This is a genomic window from Arthrobacter sp. ZGTC131 (genome assembly GCF_002929275.1).
Lineage (GTDB): Bacteria > Actinomycetota > Actinomycetes > Actinomycetales > Micrococcaceae > Arthrobacter.
Map to the genome: position 1 here is coordinate 33,744 of NZ_PJIK01000007.1, position 13,886 is coordinate 47,629.

Genomic DNA, 13,886 nt, shown 5'->3' on the forward strand with positions numbered 1-13,886 from the left:
CTGGCGGGGCAGCGACGCGCGGTCGAGTAAGCTTGCCAGCATGATTCCGGGCCACCACCACGGCAACCCTGAGGAGGACCTGGCGCTGCTCGGCCATGCCGAGGTCTTCGAGGAGTTACTGGAGACGCTCCGCACTGTGCGTAAAGGCAACGTGCGTACGGTGGTAATCAGCGGCCCCCGGGGATCCGGGAAGACGGCGGTGTTGAACCTTTTCCTGGAGCACTGCCGGGGCGTCGCGCGTGGCGTGAGGGTGTTGTCCGCCACGGGCGATGAATGGGAGGCGCAGCTCCCGCTCGCCGGTTACTCCCAGCTCATGGTCACCCCGCCGCTGCGCTCGGCAAAGGACCCTGGCCGAGGAAACCGCCGCCCTGCGGATCTGGCCGGCATACTCACCCCCTCCCAGGCCGCCAACTATGCGTCTACTCTGGGTGCACACCTCGACGGGCTTCAATTGCACGGGACCGTGGTGGTTGCCGTTGACGACGTCCAGCATCTGGACGCAGAAAGTCTCCACGTCCTCGTCTTTGTCATGCGCCGGCTGCGCAGCAAAAGAATCCTGTTCCTGGTCACCTTGGATTGCGCTCAGGCCCGGCTGGTGCCGGCGGGCGTGTTGGCTTTCCTGACCGGTCATCAGGTTTCCCGCCTTCCACTGGATCCCCTGTCACCGCAGCGGGTCCAGGAGCTCGCACGACGTTGGTTTGGCATCGATCTGAACGCGACGGCCGCCCACGAGATTGTGCGTCATACCGGGGGATGGCCGCAACCGGTTGTCGAACTTCTCGGCGAGCTTCCTCCGGAAACCTGGCAGACGTGGTTCTCGTCCCTGCCTCCGAGCTCACGCGTGCGGGCCCAGGTGCGTAGCCTCCTTGAAGCCGCGTCCCCCGACCTGGTGGCAGTGGCTGAGGCCACGTCCGTGCTCGGCCGCAATGCCGGGGTGGCTGAGGTTGCCCGTGTCAGTGGGGTCGAATCCGTGATGGATGCCCTGGACGAGGGCCACCGGGCCGGACTGCTGGGCCTGTCGGTGGACCAGGCTCATTCGCTGGTGACATTCTTCGAAACAGGAACCGCCGAGTCCGTCTACGAGCAGATTGCACCCAGCCGGCGCATTCGCCTGCACCGCAGGGCTGCGGACTCGGTGCAGAATGAGGGCGACCGCCTAGGTCACCGGGTGTCGGCTACCCCGGGACCGGATGAGGCCTTGGCCGCGGAGCTTGAGGAGTACGCTCGGCAACAGGCTCTCGTAGGTGCATGGCACGATGTCTCGACCGCACTGTTTTCCGCGTCCCGGCTCTCGGGTGACGTCCGGGTCGGCAACGATCGCCAGCTGAGAGCAATAGATGCCCTCGTGGGGTCCGGCAACATTGCCCAGGCCCAAATGTGGGCCGCCGCCGTCGACGCCATGGCGCCCTCGCCGCTGCGTTCCTCCGTTCTTGGCTACCTTTCCACTGCGTCCGGACAGAACCACAGCGCCCAAACCCAGTTGGAAATGGCCTGGCGAACAAGCAACCCGCAACAGGACCCGACGGCCGCCGCGCAGGTGGCCCAACGCTTGGTCCTGCACGGGGTGGCTTCCTGGGATGGCCCTGTCATCACCCGTTGGGCGGAGCAGGCCATGTCCCTGACACAGGCGGGTACCCCCGCCCACATCGAATCTGAAGCCATCTACGGGCTGGGACTTTACGCCCAGGGCAGGCTGTCCGAAGCCGAGGCCTCCTATCGCCGGGCTTTCGAACACGCGTCCGAGAACGCCCAAAAGCAACGCGTGCAGATGGGAGCCGGATGGCTGGCCCTGCGGCTGGATGACGCAGAGACAGCGCTTGTGAATTTCGAAGCCGCTGCCCCGACTGAATTCCGCGGCGGCTCGTTGCGGATTTCGCTGTGGGCAGAGGCGTGGTTGGCCCGCACCCAGCTTGTGCTCGGCAACTGGGACGCGGCCGCGGCCACGGTTGCACGCGCCTCGGTGCGGCTCGAGACCTCCCGGATGCCGCTGATCCGCCCCTTACTGTATTGGACAGCCGCTGAGTTGTGGTCACTGCGTGGGGATTGGGACCGTGCACGGTACTACGTCTCCCAGGCGGCGGTGCAGCCGGGCACCTATCGCGCCATGCAGGTCCCTGCCAGCCTGGCCCGGGCACGCTTCCATGAGGCACGGGCGGATTACGAAAGCGCTTTGGCTGTGCTGCAACCATTGACGGAGCTGGACCCTTGGACAGAGAGCAGGGTGTCGTTTTGGCCGTGGCAGGACTCCTACGTTAACGCCCTGGTCATGACCGACCAGTTGGATACGGCCGACGCTTTCCTTTCCGCCTTCGAGCAGGTGCCGCGGGAGCGGGCCGTGCCGTCAGATCTGGCAAGAATGGCGTGGGCGCGGGGCCGGCTGGTTGCCGCGCAGGGAGATCCCGACATAGCCCGGGAGCATTTCGAGACGGCGTTGGGGCATCTGCGAGGGCTCAACCGGCCATATCTGCGGGCCCGGGTGAGCTTTGCCTTCGGGCAAAGCATGCGACGCGCCGGAAAAAGGCGCTTGGCATCCTCAGTGTTGCGCGTGGCCAGGGATCTCTATGATTCTCTGGGCGCTGCCACGTATGTCGACAGATGCGATCGGGAGCTGAAGGCGACAGGCCTGGACGTCGGCAGCATGCCCGATCCATCTGACGCCGTGCTCGTTGCCGTGACTGGACCGCAGGTCCAGCTCACGGCCCAGGAGCAGTCAGTGGCGGAACTCGTGGCGGCCGGGGCTACCAACAAAGAGGCTGCCCGTGCACTGTTCCTGGCCGACAAGACTGTCCAGTATCACCTGACCCGCATCTATGGGAAGTTCGGGATCCGCTCCCGCAGCGAACTGGCCGCACGTTTCCGCCCTACGGACTGAGGCGCGGGCCATCTGGCATCGAACCGGGCCCGCCCGCGATCAGGATCCGGGAGGGCTGGGAGTGCGGTTGGGCAGGTCTTTGGTCGCAGCGCCGACGACATCCAGGAAGCTCTGGAGCAGTGATGACCGGTCCTCACGCCGCCAAGCCACGGCCAGCTCCACCTCGGGTGCTTGTTCGATATCGCGGTAAACGACCCCCTCGAGCTGCAGGGCACGGACGCTCGCCGGAAGGATGGCAACGCCACTACCCGCTGCCACGAAGGAGAGCATCGTGGACGTCTCATTGATGACTTGGGTGATGCGTGGCTGGAAGCCTGCCTCGCGGCAAAGTCCTGCGGTGGTCCGGTAAAGCACAGACTCCGGTGGATAGGAGATAAATTCCTGGTCCTGGAGTTCGTGCACGGCCACTGGCCGGTCCATAGCCAGGGCGCTGAAGGACGGCAACGCCACGATGAGCGGCTCGCGCGTCACGATGCGGTATTCGATCTCCTCGGAGGCGATGGGCGGGCGCAACAGGGCCGCATCCAAGGTGCCATCCCGCAGGCCGGCTTCCATGGCCGGGGTGAGCATCTCGCCATGCAGATTCAGCGACAGCCCAGGGAGTACCTGCTTGGCACGTCGAACGATCGGGGGCATAACACCGTAGGTCGCTGATCCGGAGAAGCCCACGCGCAGAACACCGGATGCGCCTTGCCCGACCTGATAGACGTCAGCCCGGAGTGTTCCGACCGCATTGACGATTTGCCGTCCCCGGTCCAGCAGCGCCTGCCCGGCGGCCGTGAGTTCCACCCTGCGGGTGGTTCGGTTCAGCAGGCGCACACCCAGTTGCTCTTCGAGCTGCCGGATTTGCTGAGACAAGGGTGGCTGGGCTATATGCAGGCGTTTGGCGGCACGGCCGAAGTGGCGCTCCTCCGCAACAGCAATAAAGTAGTTGAGCTGCCTGATCTCCATTGGTCGTGCCGTCCCTCCGTGTGGCGCCGCCGCTCGGGCGCCGAACCGTATTGATTCAGAAAGCAAGTATAAAGCCCATCATTCTTGTCTGCGTCAGACATAATGGCGGGCTTGGCACTGCTTACTGGCCGATAGCGGCGGCAGGGTGCCCAGGCCAGGCTTGGGCACCCTCTCCATGAATCTCGGCGCATTAAGGCAACGGCCGGCTACGTCGGGTCAAAGGCGGACCGGGGGAGTGGAGGTGCGCAGTTCTTCTTCCACGGGTTGCTCCACGATTTCCTCGGCCCTGTGCTCTGCTTCTTCGAGCTTTCGCTGACGGGGAACCAGAACCGTGACGATCGCGCCCAACAGGGCGACGCCGCCGTAGATGTAAAACGCGGTGGCTCCGCCGATTCCCGCCGCTGCCAGCCAGCCGCCGATGATTGGTCCGAGAATGCCGCCCAGACGGCCCACGCTGGCACACCAGGCCACGCCGGCAGCCCTGGCGTTGGTGGTGTAATAATTGGACTGGAAACCGTAAACCAGCACCTGGGTTCCGAGGGTGCCAACTCCCGCGATGGCGATGCACAGGAACAACATCGGCAGGGGGAAGCCGAAGGTCATCAGCACCAGGGTTATCGTGGCCAGCACAAAGGTGCTCGCGATGGCCCGCTGGGGACCCGCCTTGTCAGCGAAGCGCGAAAGCAGCAAACCTCCCACCACAGCGCCGAGGTTCAATGCCAAGGGGAAGAAAAGTGCGTAAGTCCGCCCGTAGCCGTATCCCTCCATGATTTTCGGCAGCCATGTGTTCAAGCCGTAGGTCAGCAGCAGGCCGGAGAATGACATCAAGCCCAGAAGTACGGAAGCCACTGCGAATTGTTTGGAAAACACGGCCGCGAAGCCGGTCTTCTGCGGGGCTGCGCCTAACTGCCGAATGACCTGTTCTTCAATGAGTGAAACGCCGGTCCGCTGCGAAGCAGCCAGGGCCTCATCCTCACGGCCGCGGGCCAGCAGCCAGCGGGGGGACTCCGGAAGCTTGAACCAAGCGATGGGCACGAGCAGGACGAGGGGGAGGGCGCCGATCATGAACAGGCCGCGCCAGCCAATGTCATTGAGGAGCAGAATGCCCATGACGGAGGCGAACACACCGCCAGCGGGGACACCCGAGTAGACGATCGCGTTGTAGAACTGGCGCCGGCCGGCTGGCGCAAACTCTGCCATGGTGGCGCCTGCGGTGGCGATGACTACGCCGAGGCCCACCCCCGTGATAAAACGCATAGCGCCAAAGGACGTAACTGTCGTGGTCAGCGCCGTGACGAACATCCCAACCGAGAACCACGCGATGCCCAGGAGCATGAGTCGGCGGCGCCCGAAGAAGTCGCCGACCGCGCCGCAGATCAGCGACCCGACCAGCACTCCAACCAGCGCCCACGAGCCCAAGAGCCCAGCTGCGGCGGCGTCGAAGGCGCCAATCTGGCTTGGGTCGGCGAGCAGTCCCGGAAGGACGGTGCCGTATACAACAAGGTCGTAGCCATCGAACAACAATGCGGTGCAGATGACGAAGGCCACCCAGTTTGCGGTGCGCGCCTCTTTGCGCGGGTCTTCGGCGATGACGGTGTGGAGCGTAGCCATATGCCTGTCCTCTCTGACGGAGCATGGATGGAGTGCCGGGGGGTGAACCTGTGTCCCTTGGCTTTGCTTCAGTGTTCCAGAGGTGTGACGCCCGCCATATACGGTAAATGCCCGGGCTCAGGCCGGGGTGTGATCCATACTTTTGAGATATCAATCGGCCATGGTTACGCGTAGCGCCGAAAAGGTACGACCTGTTGCCCCGGACAGGGCCCCCCTACAGGACTGACGCGCGGGCTGTGCTGGTTTCCGCTGCGGAAGATTTGCGGAACTCCGAGGGCGACAAGCCGAACTCGGATTTGAAAGCCCTGACGAGCCACTGGGCGTCATGGATGCACCATCTCGCCGCCACTTCGGCGATGGTGAGATGGCTGGTGCGGTAATCAGCAAGGTCGCGGTGTACCGCCTGCAAGCGTCTCTTCCGGATCAGCCCGGTCAGCCCCATACCGCTTCCTGCAAACATCCGCTGAACCGTACGCACGGAGACGTGGTGCGCGGAAGCGATCTGCTTCAGGCCCAGTTTCGGGTCCTGCAGGTTTCGGTCGACATAAGACTCGATTTCATGCCGGAGGAACTCAGCCACGTCCTCGGAGCCGGGCTCATAATCCTGCAGGACTACACTGGCCAGCAGTGCTTCACCGGCCGTGGCCAAGTGGTTCCACGCTGCCGCGCTAAGACAGTCATGGACGTGCAGGCGCTGATGAACTGCGCCAGCACCGTCCCGGCCCCCGTTGTGGACGACCAAGGGTGCGACCGCGCTTCGTCAACGGCCGCACGTGGCGCGCCGAGGGACGCTGAAGGCGCCGTCATGACCTCGCATTGCCATGCGCCCTGGAAGGTGAGCCGGTAGGCACCGCTGTGTCGTAAAGGCCAAACTCTCCGGCTGCGACCGTCAGCTCGCGCCCGGATTGTTCGATGATGCAACGCCCGCGGCGCATCGCGCACACCTTGAGCAAATCCGTCGGCGACTGGCGTACTGCACGGGGCGATCGTACGAGCTGCTGCGGGGTGCCCGAGATTCCATATATTCCGATGTGGCCCAGTTCCTTGGCCGCCAGTGCACCGGAAACCTGCCCAGCGGAACTGCCAAGAGCCAGTACCTCAAGCCCGCCAAACGTTGACTCCATGTCGTGATACCACGCGTCAGCTATCAAACCCATTGTCATGCACGGCACCTCCTTATGTGCGGCGGAGATGGCGTCAATCGACAACCCCTATGTCGCCCATGGACAACCCCGCCCGTTGTGCCACGTGTCACAGTATAGGCACCGATCCGGACGCATGGACTGCTCGCGGCAACCGTAGACGCTTGACGACTGCAAGGCCGAACGTCGGGTCCTTGGCACCGAAAACGGCTGACTGCGGTCAAACGAACACCGTGCGCCGGACGTTTCAACTTCCGCTTATTCCACGCCTTACCCCTGAGGAGCCATTCCAATGAAGGTCACTGCTGCCCTCGCTTCCGCGCCCAGAGTTCCTTTCGAGATCGTCCAACTCTCATTGGATGAGCCCCGCCCGGACGAGGTCAGGGTGAAGCTCGTCGCAACTGGCGTCTGTCACACCGACGCGATCGTCCGCGACCAGGTCTACCCCACGCCCTTGCCGGCGGTTCTGGGGCACGAGGGGGCAGGAGTTGTAGAGGCGGTCGGCTCCCTGGTGTCCTCTGTCGCCGTCGGAGACTCTGTAGTTCTTTCAGCCAATTCCTGCGGGGTGTGCGGGCAGTGCCTGACAGGACGGCCCGCGTACTGCAGCGACTTCTACGGTCGTAATTTCGCCGGTACGCGTCCCGACGGTTCGACAGCCTTGAAGGATGGCGAGTCCGCAGTCTCCTCGCACTTTTTCGGTCAATCGTCTTTCGCGACGCACGTTAACGTTGCTGTCCGCAGCGTCGTAAAGGTCGATGAGGACCTTCCGCTGGAACTACTGGGACCTCTGGGCTGCGGCCTCCAGACAGGGGCCGGTGCGGTCATCAACTCATTGGACGTACGCCCGGGTTCCAGCATTGTTGTCTTCGGCACCGGCGCGGTTGGCTGCGCGGCTCTCATGGCCGCCGCGGCTGTGGGTGCGACAACAATTGTTGCGGTCGACATCGACATCGTCGAGTCCCGGCTGGCCACAGCAAAGGACCTGGGCGCCACTCACGCTATCAACAGCCGCTCCACGGACGTGGCAGCAGAGATAGCGCAGATCACCGGTGGGCGCGGCGTCGATTATGCCCTGGACACCACGGGTATTCCCGCCGTCTTGCGGCAGGCTGCCGACATCCTGGGGACCGGTGGAACGGTGGCTCTCGTCGGGGCCCCGGCCCCGGGCACAGAGGTGTCCTTCGAAGTTGGTGCTTCGTTACTCAAAGGGTGGCACTTCCGCACCATTATACGGGCGGGCTGATTCTCGCGAGGGTGTTCGAGGAAGCGGGGTTGCCACCTGGAGTGCTCAACGTGGTGGTGGGCGCCGGATCCGAGATCGGCGACGACTTCGTCACCCACCCACTTCCCGGGCTGATTTCCTTCACGGGCTCGACGCCGATCGGGCAGAACGTTGGCAAACTCGCCGCCGGTGGTAAGCACCTCAACACGTTGCCTTGGAACTCGGCGGTAACGCGCCCCTGGTGGTCCTTGCGGACGCCAATCTGGATGCTGCAGTGGAAGCCGCCGTGTTGGGCAAGTTCCTGCATCAGGGACAGATCTGCATGGCGGTCAATCGCATCATTGTTGAGGCCCCGCTCTACGACGAATTCGTGGAGCGGTTCACCGCCGCGGCATCCGGAGTACCCTTCGGCGACCCCGCTTCTGCGCAAACCCTGGTAGGTCCGGTGGTTAATGACAGCCAGCTTGAAGGACTGAAAACGAAGATCGCAACGGCCAAGGCTGAGGGCGCCCGCACCGTCCTTGACGGCGAAATCACAGGTCGGGTCGTGCCGCCGCACGTGTTCGCCGACGTCAGTCCCGAGATGGAGATTGCCCGCGAGGAGATCTTTGGACCGCTGGTGGGCATCATTAAGGCCACCGACGAAGCCCACGCCTTGGAATTGGCCAACGCCACCGAATTCGGACTTTCCAGTTCCGTGTTCACCCAGGACCTCGATCGCGGCGTGCAGTTCGGCCTGGGCATCAAGGCCGGCATGACGCATATCAATGAGATGCCCGTCCATGACGAATCACACGTGCCTTTCGGCGGCGAGGGCAACTCCGGGCTGGGCCGGTTCAACGGCGACTGGGCTATTGCTGAATTCACCACCGACCACACGGTCGGAGTCAAGCGACTCTGATCCCGGTTGCCCCGCCGATGCACCGTTAGGTGTGGATCGGCGGGGCGCTTCCGTTTCCATTGTGCCGCGTACAGCCATCACGAACGGTATGGATCGGTACGATTTCAGTATGAATCATTGGCCCGGATTGCCTGCCGGCATCCGGGCCAATGGATAAGGTGAATTTATGATCAATGCCGCACGCCTGCACTCGGACCTGTCCCGCCTCGGCCGGGAAACCGACATGTTCATGGCCACCTTCGAGTCCCTGTCCGACGACGAAATGGCCGCTCCATCCTTGTGCACGGGTTGGACCCGGGCAGATGTCATCGCCCACATCGCCTCGAACGGCTTGGCCTTGGTCAAGCTCATCGACTGGGCAACCTCCGGCGAAGAGCAGCAACTCTATGCCTCGCAGGAGGCCCGCGCCCAGGAGGTAGCCGAGCTGGCCGCCCTGCCGCGCCAGGAACTGCTGGGCAAAGTCCGCCAGTCCGCCGCATATTTCGCCGAACAGGCACTTCGGCTGGGCGGGGAGATCGCCGTCGAGGAAGTGCACTTGCACGGTAAGCAGATTCCTGCGACGTCCATTGTGGCGTTGCGTATCGCCGAGGTCGTGGTGCACCACCACGACCTCGACACCGCATGGACCATAGAGGAAGCGGACCCGGACTCGGTACTTAACGCCCTGGAGGCCGCCGTGCGCACCATGCGCGCCCAGGGCACGCCGGGGATGACCCTCGTGACGGAGGAACGCGACGAGTGGGTGATCGGTGACGGCGCATTGCGCGTCACATCCGATAGAGAAGGATTGCTCGAATGGCTGGCCCGCGGTGTCACTGACAACGTCGACGCTGACGGCCCGCTGCCCATACTGCCGTCCTGGTAAGTGCCCTATCCCGAGTGCCTTTGCGGGATGCGCACAAAGAGCCGGACCTACCAGGCCACGGAGTCCAGCCGGATCCACTAGGACATTCTTGGGATACACGTCTCCGGCAATTCAATGACAGACGCGCCGCAGGACGTTGCTTCCTGAGCCGGCTGCGAAATGCGAAGTATCGAGCTTTCCGTGCATTCAGCTCGCATCGGTACCTGTGCCGTTAGGCCGGTCATATAGGGTCAGTGCAGTGCGGGGCCGGAGTCCCCGCGGACTCGAGCACACATATACACGGCACTGACCCGTTCTTGACTATCTCATGCCTCGATTGGGGTTCAGCCGCCAGCGGTGCCCGGATTGCGCTACTGGATCGGCGCGGACGCGAGTGTTGTCAGCGCGTTCAGCACGGGAGCAGAGACGCCTGATTGCTCGCCGAGACGAACAATTGCCCCACCGATGTAGTCGGCCTCCGTACGGCGCCGTGCCTCCCGGTCCTGGAGCATTGAGGTCTTGTGCTCACCGGCGTACAGGTAGGCGTTCTCAAGGGCGGCGTCGACTCGCTCCGCGGACAGGTGGACACCCTGGGTATTTGCCACGGCAATTGTCTCGTCGACGACGCGGGCCACGAGTTCTCGGGCCGGGGCGCTCGCTCCAATTTGGCCTACGGTTTGTCCTGTCACGGCACTGAGGGTGTTCAGGGCAGCATTGAAGGCAAGCTTTTCCCAGATGGGTTCCTGGATGGCTTCCTTGGCGGAGGCATTCAGTCCTGCCTTGTTGAGGATATCCACCAGCCTGCGGAGGAACGGCTCTGTTGTGCCGGTCCAGGTGCCTACCCGCACCTTCCCGCCGGGTCCGGTGATGATGTGGCCCTGTTGTTCAAGATCAGCGGTAAAGTCAGTAATGCCGGCCAAGGTCCGCTCAGGTGTGAAGGCGCGCGCCAGGATGTCGGCATTTCCGAGGCCGTTTTGGAGCGTCAGGCCGAACGTTGTCCCGGAAATCAGATGCCGAACGGAACCGACAGCAGCCTCCGTGTGAAAGCTCTTGGTGAAGACGATAATGAGCTCAAGCGTTTCAGTGAAGTCGGCCGCCGTTCCCGCCCTGACAGGTGTGTGGCTCGTCGCTCCCTCTGATTCCACAGTGATTCCACGGGAATTGAGGGCTTGAATGGTTGCAGGCGCCGCATCAATGAAGTAAACATCGTTGCCTGACAGCTGCAGCCTGCCACCAAAAAGCTGGCCCATTGCACCTGCACCAAGAACACCTATTTTCAAAGCGGCCGGTTTCAGGAAGCAGGAGCTTCACCGCACTTCTGTGCTCTGTGGTGCGGAGAGTCTCGCTGACTTTGGGGCGATGGCTGTTGGGACGGTGCGGGCGGCAATGACCAACGTGAAGGCCGTTGCGAGGCCGAGAATCGTCCACGCGTAAATTTCCCGGCCGGGGAGGTCGGTTGTTGCAAGCCAGCGGATGGAATAGTTCGCGGTGGCACCAACGGGAAAGGTGAACACCCAAAACATCTGCGTGAAGGGAAGCTTGCGGTACTCGGGGAGGAGCATGACCTGCGTCAGCGCCATGATCACCAGCACGCCTGTTAGACCAAGCTGGACGGCCCCCACAGGTCCTGGATGTGACAGCATCCAGGCAATGTTGGCCGTTGCGGGCGCAGCCAGGTACGCGGACAATCCGGTCTTGGCGGCTGCTGTCAGCTCGCCGCCGGTCATCAGCCGGACGGTGACGACGGTTCCTACGACCAGCCAGAAGAACGCGCCAATGCCAAACGCGGCCATGGCTGCATCACGGGCGTGGATGCTTGAGAATCCGATGCTGGCAACGAAGAATCCGGGCACGACGGGCAGCAGGTAGCCGGGATGGATGGACTGCATGGACACCCCGCCGGTGACCCAGTGGGCGAGGAGCTGGGCGGCGACGATGGCAAGGGCGGCAATGAAACCCATGCACAGCCAGGCGCCCCATGGCGGCAGATACTGGCTGTAGTGGGACGAAAGCAGGATCCCCACTAGCGGGATGAAAGACGCGAAAGGCCCCGCCACTTCGTGTCGCAGGTCGGCCCGGAATGCTCCTTTCCGGCGAAGGCCCCGAAACACGTAGACGGCGGTCAGGATCAGCCACAGCGAGCTGGCTGCCCCGTATAGGATGTCCTCCGGCCACATCGGGGACCCGAGAGAGCTCCTCGCGGCGGACCAACCGCCGCCAAGACCGGCAAGCCCCAAGGGCATGCCGAAGCGGCTTAACGCGGGCATTCCCGAAAGGGGGGCCGGGGGCAAGGCGCGATCCTGAGCGGCAGGCGTCAGGGCAACGGCGGTGCCGGTATCAGTCACGTTGTCAGAGCGCCCGGTTGGTGGGGGAAGATGAGCAGCGTGCTCGTGGCGGTGGCGAGGAGTTCTCCGTCGGCCGTGCTGAGGCTGCCTTCGGTGAAGATCACCCGCGGGCCGGTTTTTACGACTGACCCCTCTGCGCGCAGAGCACCCTTCTGAAGCGTGATGGGTCGCAGGTACTTGACCGCCAGGTCGATAGAGGTGTAGCCGATCCCTGCTTCCAAGGTACTGTGTGCTGCGCAGCCGAGCACCGTGTCGAGGAGCGTGCAGGCCAGGCCGCCGTGCACCATTCCGAGGGGGTTGTAGTGCGCTTCTCCCGGCCAGCACCGGAACTCGACGTGTCCGTACCTCGCATCGACGAGATCGAAATTCATGAGGGAAGCGATCGGCGGCGGCGCAATGCTGCCGTCGCGGAGGCCGGAAAAGTAGTCCAGACCCGACAGCCGTGGCAGCTGTTCGAGCGCGATTACCGGATCAATCCAGGTGAAGGTTTCCGAGCGTTGCGCCGAGCTGTTGGTTGACACCGGGGTTTCCTCCTTAGAGCTCTGCAGGTCTTCAGGGTTTGTCGCGGTCATACCGGGGTGTTGGCTGCCAGTACAGGGTACAGATCCGAGATCGAGCCAGACAGGCCGCGCTTCACTCCGGCGCTGATTTCGTCCACGATGACCTCGTAATCACCCTGTTCGAGCCCATCGAACGACTTCCGCGCGACTTCCTCTGGGGAGGCCTTCGGGGCATTCACGCCCTTGGCCATGGCTGTGTCCATGTAGCCGACGTGAACACCCGTGACCTGCGTGCCTTGGGGGGCCAGTTCCACGCGGAAGGAGTTGGTCGCCGACCACAGCCCGGCCTTTGATGCACTGTAGGCGCCGGTGAGTGCGATCCAGCTGAGCACCGAGTGGATGTTGAGGACCGCTGATGTCCCGCTGGCGGCGAGCACCGGTGCGAATGCCTTGGTCAAGGCGACCGGTCCGAAGAAGTTGGTCTCCATGACCTCACGGATCTTCTCGTCGGGGAGTGCCAAGAACGTGTCCGATTCGACGCTCATGCCGGCGTTGTTGATCAGAACGGTGACGTCCTGGGCCTGGGTAACGGCGGCCCGGATCGAGTCAGGGTTGGTGACATCGAGGGCGAGGGGGACGACCCGGGAGTCGTTCCACACTTGCGGGCGGCGGGCTGTCGCGTACACCTTCGCAGCACCCCGGGCGAGGGCCTGTTCCACGAGCTCGCGGCCCAGGCCTCCATTTGCACCGGTAACGAGGACGACGGCGCCAGATAGCAGTGGCATGGATTCTCCTGATCTCAGAAAGGCGGCGACGCGGTTGTCGTGACCTCAGAGCATCAGAGTAGCCGAGTAAGTTGGATTTTCCAACTGACTTGTATACTTGGAGAAAGTACGAAAGCAGGTGAACGATGAATCGGCCGACCGACAAGGCAGTAGATGCGCCCAGGGCGTGTTTCATCGCGGCGGGGCTCGACGTGCTCGGGGAGCGGTGGGCGCTGCTGGCGCTTCGCGAGATGTCCTTGGGCGTTCACCGGTTCGATCAGATCGCGCGTAATACCGGCGCGTCCCGCGACATCCTGGTGGGCCGACTGCGCACACTCGAAAGCCAAGGCGTGATCGAGCGCGTCCAGTACTCCGAGCGCCCCCCGCGCTACGAGTACCACCTCACAACTTCCGGGGCCGAAGTCGCGCCCATCCTCATTTCACTCGCAGCGTGGAGCAGTACATGGATGCGCGACGAGACACCCCGTGCCTCCTACCGGCACAGTTGCGGGGCCGACCTGAAACCGGTGGTGTCGTGTGCGGAATGCGGTGAGGAGTTCACCCCAGGAAGTCTGATGCTGGGACCGCTTGTGTCAGCGGCCGGTACGGACCCGCCGTCCGACCAGTAAGAACAAAAACCGGACAGAGGACGACGGCGGAACCTCCCGCCGTCGTCCTCTGGCCACCGTTGCGCCCGGCTTTCCGCCGGCTGCCATCTGCTCCAGTCTGGCCAC

13 protein-coding genes and 1 pseudogene are annotated in these 13,886 nt (G+C 63.5%); 6 read left to right on the plus strand and 8 right to left on the minus strand.

Annotated features, from left to right (window positions below):
- Nucleotides 1-40 precede the first annotated feature (40 nt).
- Nucleotides 41-2,872, plus strand: a complete 2,832-nt coding sequence (locus CXQ90_RS10460) for an AAA family ATPase (RefSeq protein WP_104139186.1) — start codon at nucleotides 41-43, stop codon at nucleotides 2,870-2,872.
- Nucleotides 2,873-2,911: 39 nt separating this feature from the next.
- Here the strand turns inward: CXQ90_RS10460 and CXQ90_RS10465 are convergent, their stop codons facing one another.
- The 4 genes from CXQ90_RS10465 to CXQ90_RS10480 form a co-directional block, all read right to left on the minus strand.
- Nucleotides 2,912-3,823 carry a LysR substrate-binding domain-containing protein gene (locus CXQ90_RS10465; RefSeq protein WP_104138983.1) on the minus strand — a complete coding sequence of 304 codons (912 nt, stop codon included), beginning with the start codon at nucleotides 3,821-3,823 and terminating at the stop codon, nucleotides 2,912-2,914.
- Nucleotides 3,824-4,039: 216 nt separating this feature from the next.
- Nucleotides 4,040-5,434 (minus strand): aromatic acid/H+ symport family MFS transporter, encoded by a 1,395-nt coding sequence (locus tag CXQ90_RS10470; RefSeq protein WP_104138984.1) that lies wholly within the window; start codon nucleotides 5,432-5,434, stop codon nucleotides 4,040-4,042.
- A 214-nt stretch (nucleotides 5,435-5,648) separates the two neighbouring features.
- Nucleotides 5,649-6,083, minus strand: a complete 435-nt coding sequence (locus CXQ90_RS10475) for a helix-turn-helix transcriptional regulator (RefSeq protein WP_104138986.1) — start codon at nucleotides 6,081-6,083, stop codon at nucleotides 5,649-5,651.
- A 154-nt stretch (nucleotides 6,084-6,237) separates the two neighbouring features.
- Complete coding sequence (locus CXQ90_RS10480; protein ID WP_104138988.1) at nucleotides 6,238-6,597, minus strand: hypothetical protein; 360 nt, start codon at nucleotides 6,595-6,597, stop codon at nucleotides 6,238-6,240.
- 271 nt (nucleotides 6,598-6,868) lie between these two features.
- Between CXQ90_RS10480 and CXQ90_RS10485 the strand changes: the two genes are divergently transcribed.
- The 4 genes and pseudogenes from CXQ90_RS10485 (at nucleotide 6,869) to CXQ90_RS10495 (ending at nucleotide 9,564) form a co-directional block, all read left to right on the plus strand.
- Complete coding sequence (locus CXQ90_RS10485) at nucleotides 6,869-7,819, plus strand: NAD(P)-dependent alcohol dehydrogenase (RefSeq protein WP_104138989.1); 951 nt, start codon at nucleotides 6,869-6,871, stop codon at nucleotides 7,817-7,819.
- A gap of 56 nt (nucleotides 7,820-7,875) precedes the next feature.
- Nucleotides 7,876-7,926, plus strand: a pseudogene (locus CXQ90_RS22890) (hypothetical protein); the annotation flags it as partial.
- Between the two features lie 86 nt (nucleotides 7,927-8,012).
- Complete coding sequence (locus CXQ90_RS10490; protein WP_258064476.1) at nucleotides 8,013-8,699, plus strand: aldehyde dehydrogenase family protein; 687 nt, start codon at nucleotides 8,013-8,015, stop codon at nucleotides 8,697-8,699.
- A gap of 166 nt (nucleotides 8,700-8,865) precedes the next feature.
- Entirely contained in the window at nucleotides 8,866-9,564 is a 699-nt protein-coding gene (locus tag CXQ90_RS10495) for a maleylpyruvate isomerase family mycothiol-dependent enzyme (RefSeq protein ID WP_104138991.1), read from the plus strand.
- Between the two features lie 350 nt (nucleotides 9,565-9,914).
- Here the strand turns inward: CXQ90_RS10495 and CXQ90_RS10500 are convergent, their stop codons facing one another.
- The 4 genes from CXQ90_RS10500 to CXQ90_RS10515 all read right to left on the minus strand — a co-directional run bounded on the left by CXQ90_RS10500 (nucleotide 9,915) and on the right by CXQ90_RS10515 (nucleotide 13,173).
- Entirely contained in the window at nucleotides 9,915-10,823 is a 909-nt protein-coding gene (locus CXQ90_RS10500) for a ketopantoate reductase family protein (RefSeq protein ID WP_258064477.1), read from the minus strand.
- 27 nt (nucleotides 10,824-10,850) lie between these two features.
- Complete coding sequence (locus CXQ90_RS10505; RefSeq protein ID WP_258064478.1) at nucleotides 10,851-11,810, minus strand: TDT family transporter; 960 nt, start codon at nucleotides 11,808-11,810, stop codon at nucleotides 10,851-10,853.
- 74 nt (nucleotides 11,811-11,884) lie between these two features.
- Entirely contained in the window at nucleotides 11,885-12,409 is a 525-nt protein-coding gene (locus CXQ90_RS10510) for a PaaI family thioesterase (RefSeq protein ID WP_219816658.1), read from the minus strand.
- A gap of 47 nt (nucleotides 12,410-12,456) precedes the next feature.
- Nucleotides 12,457-13,173, minus strand: coding sequence for an SDR family oxidoreductase (locus CXQ90_RS10515; RefSeq protein WP_104138995.1), 717 nt, complete (start codon nucleotides 13,171-13,173; stop codon nucleotides 12,457-12,459).
- Between the two features lie 125 nt (nucleotides 13,174-13,298).
- Between CXQ90_RS10515 and CXQ90_RS10520 the strand changes: the two genes are divergently transcribed.
- Nucleotides 13,299-13,781, plus strand: coding sequence for a helix-turn-helix domain-containing protein (locus tag CXQ90_RS10520; RefSeq protein WP_104138997.1), 483 nt, complete (start codon nucleotides 13,299-13,301; stop codon nucleotides 13,779-13,781).
- Nucleotides 13,782-13,886: the final 105 nt, after the last annotated feature.